This is a genomic window from Methyloceanibacter sp. (genome assembly GCF_050728395.1).
GTDB lineage: Bacteria > Pseudomonadota > Alphaproteobacteria > Rhizobiales > Methyloligellaceae > Methyloceanibacter.
In genome coordinates, this window is the sequence record NZ_JBOHJB010000043.1 from 20,526 (window position 1) to 27,296 (window position 6,771).

Annotated in this window: 9 protein-coding genes; all 9 read left to right on the forward strand. The window is 65.2% G+C overall.

Annotated elements, in window-relative coordinates; genetic code table 11:
• Nucleotides 1-9 precede the first annotated feature (9 nt).
• The gene (locus tag ACREC7_RS09520) at nucleotides 10-969 is read left to right on the forward strand and encodes a tyrosine recombinase XerC (RefSeq protein ID WP_431555443.1); all 960 of its coding nucleotides are present in this window, start codon (nucleotides 10-12) and stop codon (nucleotides 967-969) included.
• A gap of 13 nt (nucleotides 970-982) precedes the next feature.
• Entirely contained in the window at nucleotides 983-1,456 is a 474-nt protein-coding gene (locus tag ACREC7_RS09525; RefSeq protein ID WP_431555444.1) for a RidA family protein, read from the forward strand.
• A 243-nt stretch (nucleotides 1,457-1,699) separates the two neighbouring features.
• A complete protein-coding gene (locus tag ACREC7_RS09530; RefSeq protein ID WP_431555445.1) occupies nucleotides 1,700-2,368 on the forward strand; it encodes a TetR/AcrR family transcriptional regulator in 669 nt (222 codons plus the stop codon).
• The gene (locus ACREC7_RS09535) at nucleotides 2,365-3,357 is read left to right on the forward strand and encodes an HlyD family secretion protein (protein ID WP_431555446.1); all 993 of its coding nucleotides are present in this window, start codon (nucleotides 2,365-2,367) and stop codon (nucleotides 3,355-3,357) included. Before ACREC7_RS09530 ends, ACREC7_RS09535 begins: the two co-directional genes overlap by 4 nt.
• Entirely contained in the window at nucleotides 3,354-4,289 is a 936-nt protein-coding gene (locus ACREC7_RS09540) for an ABC transporter ATP-binding protein (RefSeq protein ID WP_431555447.1), read from the forward strand. The genes ACREC7_RS09535 and ACREC7_RS09540 overlap by 4 nt, the downstream gene beginning before the upstream one ends.
• Entirely contained in the window at nucleotides 4,286-5,467 is a 1,182-nt protein-coding gene (locus ACREC7_RS09545; protein WP_431555448.1) for an ABC transporter permease, read from the forward strand. Before ACREC7_RS09540 ends, ACREC7_RS09545 begins: the two co-directional genes overlap by 4 nt.
• Before the next feature lie 75 nt (nucleotides 5,468-5,542).
• Nucleotides 5,543-5,857, forward strand: coding sequence for an ArsR/SmtB family transcription factor (locus ACREC7_RS09550; RefSeq protein ID WP_431555449.1), 315 nt, complete (start codon nucleotides 5,543-5,545; stop codon nucleotides 5,855-5,857).
• Nucleotides 5,850-6,326 (forward strand): SRPBCC family protein, encoded by a 477-nt coding sequence (locus ACREC7_RS09555; RefSeq protein WP_431555450.1) that lies wholly within the window; start codon nucleotides 5,850-5,852, stop codon nucleotides 6,324-6,326. Before ACREC7_RS09550 ends, ACREC7_RS09555 begins: the two co-directional genes overlap by 8 nt.
• 88 nt (nucleotides 6,327-6,414) lie before the next feature.
• Nucleotides 6,415-6,771 (forward strand): hypothetical protein (locus ACREC7_RS09560; RefSeq protein ID WP_431555451.1); only part of this gene is annotated, 357 nt, incomplete at its 3' end.

The window sequence follows — 6,771 nt, forward strand, 5'->3', positions numbered from 1 at the left end:
GGAAACTCGTTGGCCAAAACAGCGGAAGCCGAAACCGTGATCGTCGCCGCTCCCGACCTCAAGCGGGCGGTCGAGGCCTGGCTTACCTATCTCGAGGTCGAGCGCCAGCTTTCCGCCAACACGTCGGAGGCCTATGCCCGCGACGTTGGCCAGTTCTTGAGCTTTCTCGCCGGCCATCTGAACCGCCTGCCGACGCTTGCCCAGCTCAACGCGCTCGCCGCGCGCGACGTCCGCGCGTTCCTCGCGTCGCGCCGGGCGCAAGGCGTGGGGAGCCGCAGCCTGTCGCGCTCTCTGTCGGCGCTCCGCATGTTCTTCCGCTTCCTGGAGCGGCGCGGGCTCGGCAAGAACGATTCGGTGCGCGCCGTAGCGCTGCCGAAGCTGCCGCATTCGGTGCCGAAGCCGCTCACCGCGCCGAAAGCGCGGGCGCTGGTTGAGAGCGCCGACATCGCAGCACCAGACGCGCCCGAATGGATCACGGCGCGGGACACCGCCGTGCTCGCGCTGCTCTACGGCTCAGGGTTGCGCATCTCTGAGGCGTTGTCGCTTGCCCGCAAGGACGCGCCGACACGCGGCCGCGACATGCTGCGCGTCACCGGCAAGGGCGACAAGACGCGGGTGGTGCCGGTGCTGCCCATCGTGCGCGAGGCGGTCGAGCGCTATATCGCGCTCTGCCCGATGGAGATCGGCTCCGACGATCCGCTGTTCGTTGGCGCGCGCGGCGGCCGGCTCTCACCCCGCATCATCCAGCTCGTAATCGAACGGGCGCGCGGCGCGCTTGGGCTGCCAGACACTGCGACGCCACATTCTCTCCGCCACTCCTTCGCCACCCATCTGCTCGGCGCCGGCGCCGACTTGCGCGCGATCCAGGAGCTGCTCGGACACGCGAGCCTTTCGACCACGCAAGGCTACACTGAGGTCGACCGCGAGCTTCTGTTGAAGACCTACGCCCGCGCCCATCCAAGAGCCTGATCGGGTCACCGCAATGCCGACGCGTCTTGCTCTTCTGTGCTTCGCGACCGTAGCCATGACGGGCCTCGGGTTCGCGCAGTCGACCTCGCCGAACGGGGTCAGGACGCTCAACCCTCCCGGCGCCATCAAGGCCGAGGGGACCTGGAGCTTGGGCGCAAGGGCCGGAGACTTCGTCTTCGTCGCCGGGATGCAAGGCGTCGATCCGGCGACCAACACATTAGTCGCGGACCCGCAGGCGCGCATTGTGCAAGCCTTCCGCAATCTCGCATTGATCGCCCAGTCTGAAGGCGCGAGCCTCAAGGATTGCGTGCGGCTCACCGTCTATGTGAGCGACCTTCACCGCTACGCGCCCATGGTCGACAAGGCGCAAGCCGAGCTGTGGGGCGGGCCGCCTTATCCACCCCGAACCATGGTCGAGGTCCAGCGGCTGTTCGACGACGATATCGTCGAGATCGACAGCGTCTTTTACGCGCCCGTGAAGAATTAGATCGGCCCGACCTAAAGCCGCCCGCGCCCCGACCTGAATAACCCTCGTCATGGCCGGGCTTGTCCCGGCCATCCACGCCTTTGGCTCCTAGGTCCATCCACAATGCAGATTTGGCTGGATGACAATCGGAAAAGACGATTTGCGCCCTTGCGGTACTGACCGGTCAGTCATTATATTGAGCGGCATCGAGGCTGAAAGTCAGCCAAGGCCGCCAAGATCGGCCGCAACCCAAGGGCGAAAGCCATGGCAGAGACAAAATCGGTCGAGCGGAAGCCGGCCAAACGGCGGCGCGCCAAAGAGGTTCGCCCGCAAGAGATCGTTGCCGCGGCCTTCGAGGAATTCGCCGAGAAGGGCTTCGCCGCGACCAGGCTCGAGGACGTCGCCGCCCGCGCCAAGGTGAGCAAGGGCCTCCCTTATCTCTACTTCAAGACCAAGGTCGAGCTGTTCAAGGCGGTGATCCGCAGCGTCATCACCTCGCATTTCGAGGTGATCCGCCAGCGCATGGAGACGACCGAACTCTCCACCGAAGAATTTCTCAAGGGTCCGTTCCTCGCCTTCATTCAGGAGCTCCCGGGGTCGCGCCGCGCCTTCATCGTGCGGCTCTTGATCTCGGAAGGGTACAAGCACCCCGAGCTCACCCGGTTCTACTACGAGAACGTCATCTCGCTCGGGCTTGAGACGATGCGGCGCCTCATCGATCGCGGCATCGAGCGCGGCGAGTTCAAGCCGACGCCCTTGCGCGACTATCCCCAGCTGCTCGTGGCGCCGGTGCTGATGGCGATCCTGTGGCGCTCGCTGTTCGAGCGTCACTATCATCTCGATACCAACAAGCTGCTCGCCACCAATATCGATCTCCTCATCGATGCCGTCAGAGCGCCTTCTCGACAGAACGGCGAAGGAGACGGGCGATGAAGCGCCTCGTCGCCTTTCTGGTCTTTGCCGTGGTCGCCGGCGTCGCCGCATTGCTGCTGACCACGTTGCCGGCCAACCGCGAGACGATCTTCCCGGGCTATATGGAAGCGGACCTGGTCCTGGTCGGCTCCGAGCAAGGCGGCCGCGTCGAGACGCTCCTGGTGCAGGAAGGCGACAGCGTCGAGAAGGACGCACCGATCTTCACGCTGGAAAGCGCCGAGCAGATCGCCGAGGCCGCCGCCGCCAAGGCTCGCGTTGCCGAAGCCGAGGCGCGGCTCGCCGACGCCAAGCAGCAGATGCAGCGCCCGAGCGAGATCGAGGTGCTGGACGCGGCGCTCGCCCAGGCCAAGGCCATGCTGGTGCAATCCAATCTCAACCTCGACCGCACCCAGAAGCTGTTCGAAAAGAACTGGGTGTCGAAGGCCCAGCTCGACGAGGTGATGGCGCAGCATGACCGGAACGAGGCCGCGGTCGCCGAAGCCGAGCGCCGCATCACGGCGGCCAAGCTGCCCAACCGCTCCGATCTGATCGACGCCGCGGCAGCGTCGGTCGAGGCGGCACGCCATTCGCTCGAACAGGCCGAGAAGGCGCTCGCCAAGCGCCAGGTCTTCGCCCCGGCGAGCGGGACGGTGGAAGAGGTCTATTTCCGTCCAGGCGAGGTGGTGAAGGAGGGCCAGGCGGTGATCGCGCTTCTGCCGCCGGGCAATCTCAAGGTGCGGTTCTTCGTGGCCGAGCCGGTACGCGCCACGCTCCACACCGGCCAGACCGTCAAGGTGACCTGCGACGGCTGCCAGGGCGAACTCTTCGCCACCATCAGCTTCATCGCGCGCGACGCCGAGTTCACCCCGCCGGTGATCTTCTCGCAGGAGCAGCGGCAGAAGCTCGTGTTCCTGGTCGAGGCGAGGCCAAGCGGAGATGCCGTTCGGCTCACCGCTGGCCAGCCGGTGAGCGTGAGCCTTGGGTCGGGCGCGCTGGTGGTGCAGCGATGACCGATACCAAGGAGATCGCCATCGACGCCGAGGGGCTGACCAAGTCCTTCTCCGGGCGGACCGTGGTCAACCATCTGACCCTCAAGGTGCCTAAGGGCGAGATTTACGGCTTCCTCGGCCCGAACGGCAGCGGCAAGACCACCACCATCCGCATGCTGTGCGGGCTGCTCACGCCCGATTCGGGCCACGGCACGTGTCTCGGCTACGACATCCTCAGGCAGCAGGACGAGATCAAGCGCGAGGTCGGCTACATGACCCAGCGCTTCAGCCTCTATGAGGACCTTTCCATCCGCGAAAACCTCGAATTCGTGGCGCGCGTCTATGGCGTGCCAAACCCAAGGGGCGCGGCCAAGGACGCCATCCACCGCCTCGGGCTCGAGGGCCGCGCCGAGCAGCTCGCCGGGCAACTGTCAGGCGGCTGGAAGCAACGCCTTGCGCTTGGCGCCTGCATCCTGCCTTCGCCGAAGCTGCTGCTGCTCGACGAACCGACCGCCGGCGTCGACCCGAAAGCGCGGCGCGAATTCTGGGAGGAAATCCACCGGCTCGCCGCCGACGGCGTGACCGTGCTCGTCTCCACCCACTACATGGACGAGGCCGAGCGCTGTCACGAGATCGCTTACATCTCCTTTGGCGAGCTGTTGGCGCGCGGCACCGCCGCCGAGGTGATCGCGCAGTCGGGCCTCTCGACCTGGATCGTGTCCGGTGCCGACTTGCACCGGCTCGTGCTGCAGCTGCAGATGTGCGACGGCGTCGACATGGTGGCGCCGTTCGGCACCGAGCTGCATGTCAGCGGCCGCGACAGGCGCGCGCTCGACAAGGCAATCGCCGACGCCAAGAAGGCCGACGGCGCGCATCGCTGGAAGCGAGGAGAACCCTCGCTTGAAGACGTGTTCATCATGCTGATGGACAAGTCCAAGGACAATTACGCATGAGCGCTCCGGCCCCCTCGACCGCCTATAACGGTGCCGGCGGGCGCCGCGATCCCGGCGTCATCGGCCGCATGTGGGCGATGATCGTCAAGGAATTCGTGCAGATGCGGCGCGACCGCATGACCTTCGCCACCATGCTGTTCGTGCCGATCTTGCAGCTCACGCTGTTCGGCTTCGCCATCAATACCGACCCCAAGGATTTGCCGACGGCGGTGCTCGTGCGCGACGACGGGCCGCTCACCCGCGCCGTGCTCAGCGCCATGAAGAACACCGACTATTTCGACTTCAAGCGCCAGGTGCGCTCGGCCGATGAGCTCGACCAGCTCGTCAGATCCGGGACGGTGCAATTCGCCATCGAGATTCCGGCGAGCTTCGACCGAGATGTGCGGCGCGGCGACAAGCCATCCGTGCTCGTCATCGCCGACGCCACCGACCCCGTGGCCACCGGCACCGCCATCTCGGCCGTGCAGGGCGTGATCGACACGGCGCTCCGGCGCGAGCTGCGCGGGCCTGACGCCTCGGTGACCGACAAATCTCAGCCTTTCGAGCTCGTGCTACAGCGCCGCTACAACCCGGAAGGCATCACCCAATATAACATCGTCCCCGGCCTGCTCGGCGTGGTGCTCACCATGACCATGATGATGTTCACCGCGCTCGCCGTCACGCGGGAGATCGAGCGCGGCACCATGGAGAGCCTGTTGTCGATGCCGATCAAGCCGGTGGAGATCATGATCGGCAAGATCGCGCCCTTCGTGCTGGTCGGCTTCGTGCAGATGACCATCATCCTGGTTGCGGCGCACTACGTGTTCGGCGTGCCGATCCTCGGCAGCGTCCCGCTCCTCATCACCCTGTCGACGCTGTTCGCGGCCTCCAACCTTGCCGTCGGCTACACCTTCTCCACCGTTGCCCAGAACCAGCTCCAGGCGGTGCAGATGACGTTCTTCTTCTTCCTGCCGAATTTCCTCCTGTCAGGCTTCGCCTTTCCCTTCCGCGGCATGCCGCATTGGGCGCAATGGATCGGCGAGGTGCTGCCGCTTACTCATTTCATCCGCATCGTCCGCGGCATCATGCTCAAGGGCAACGGCTTCGCCGACATGCGCATGGATGTTCTGGCGCTCGCCATCTTCATGTTCGCGGCGATGGGGCTCGCCCTGTTCCGCTTCCGCAAGACCCTCGACTAGCCGCCGCTGTTCCTCAAGACACGCGACAAGTCTTGACTTGACAGGCAACTAAATGGTTGCATATTAGAGCCTTCGATGGATGCCGTCTTCAAGGCGCTAGCCGATGCCAGCCGCAGGCAATTGCTGGACCGGCTGCATGCCGAGAACGGCCAGACGCTTGGCGAGCTGTGCAAGGGCCTCGACATGACGCGGCAGGCGGTGACCAAGCATTTGGCGATCCTTGAGGGCGCCAATCTGGTGGTGGCGAGGCGGCGGGGGCGGGAGAAGCTTCACTACATCAACCCCGTCCCCATCAACGACATCGCCGAGCGCTGGATCGGCAAATACGAGCGCCATCGGCTGAAGGCGCTCGGCGAGTTGAAACGAGTGTTGGAGGGAAGCGATGAGTAGACCGAGCTTCATCTATGTCACCTATATCGACAGCACCCCGGAACGGGTGTGGCAGGCGCTGACCGACAGCGCATTCACGCGGCAATACTGGGTCAATCACAGGAATGCCTCCGACTGGAAGGTGGGATCCGAGTGGCGGCACGAGGACTATGACGATGCAAGCCTGGTCGACATCACCGGCCACGTCGTCGAAAGCTCGCCGCCAAGCCATCTGGTGCTGACCTGGGCCTCTGCGAACGATGCCAAGGACCCTGAGAAGGTCTCCCGCGTCGCCTTCGACATCGAGCCCTATGGCGATGGGGTGCGCCTGACCGTGACTCACTCGGAGCTCGAGCCTGACTCAGCGATGCTCTCCGGGATCTCCAGGGGATGGCCGCTCGTGCTGTCCAGCCTCAAGACGCTGCTCGAAACTGGCGAGCCGCTGCCGGGAACCTCGACGCGCCGGTGCAAGGAAACGGCAAGCGCGTGACGCCGGTACCGGAGTGACGCGCCCACGCGCCCATTTCACTCAAGCGCAAGGATGGGGTAGAGAAGGGCATACTGCTTAAGGAGGCGACATGCGCCCTCTTGCCTTTCTCGTCGGCGCGCTTGCGCTCAATGCAGCGAGCCAGCCTCGCTGGCGCCGCGTGCCGGTGGCCGGGCGAAAGCGCGTGCCAGTCGCGTTGCCTCCCGTCAAAGTACCTGCGTCGGCCACCGGAGCTTCGGCGGTAGGGGCGCTCGCTGCTGGGCAGATCGTATTTGGAGCACTCGCCGTTGGCGCGCTCGCGGTCGGAGCATTGGCGGTTGGCGCGCTCGCCATCGGCAGGCTGGAAATCCGCAAAGCGCGCTTGCGAGAGGTCGAGATCGACAGCCTCACGGTGCGCCATCTCAAGGTCATTGAAGAAACGGCCGGAGAGCCGAACAGCGCGGAGTTC

Bases quoted from the DNA above. Each gene is read 5' to 3' on its own strand.
- ACREC7_RS09525 (WP_431555444.1), top strand. From the start codon at position 983: ATGCCGACGCGTCTTGCTCTTCTGTGCTTCGCGACCGTAGCCATGACG.
- ACREC7_RS09530 (WP_431555445.1), top strand. From the start codon at position 1,700: ATGGCAGAGACAAAATCGGTCGAGCGGAAGCCGGCCAAACGGCGGCGC.
- ACREC7_RS09535 (WP_431555446.1), top strand. From the start codon at position 2,365: ATGAAGCGCCTCGTCGCCTTTCTGGTCTTTGCCGTGGTCGCCGGCGTC.
- ACREC7_RS09540 (WP_431555447.1), top strand. From the start codon at position 3,354: ATGACCGATACCAAGGAGATCGCCATCGACGCCGAGGGGCTGACCAAG.
- ACREC7_RS09545 (WP_431555448.1), top strand. From the start codon at position 4,286: ATGAGCGCTCCGGCCCCCTCGACCGCCTATAACGGTGCCGGCGGGCGC.
- ACREC7_RS09550 (WP_431555449.1), top strand. From the start codon at position 5,543: ATGGATGCCGTCTTCAAGGCGCTAGCCGATGCCAGCCGCAGGCAATTG.
- ACREC7_RS09555 (WP_431555450.1), top strand. From the start codon at position 5,850: ATGAGTAGACCGAGCTTCATCTATGTCACCTATATCGACAGCACCCCG.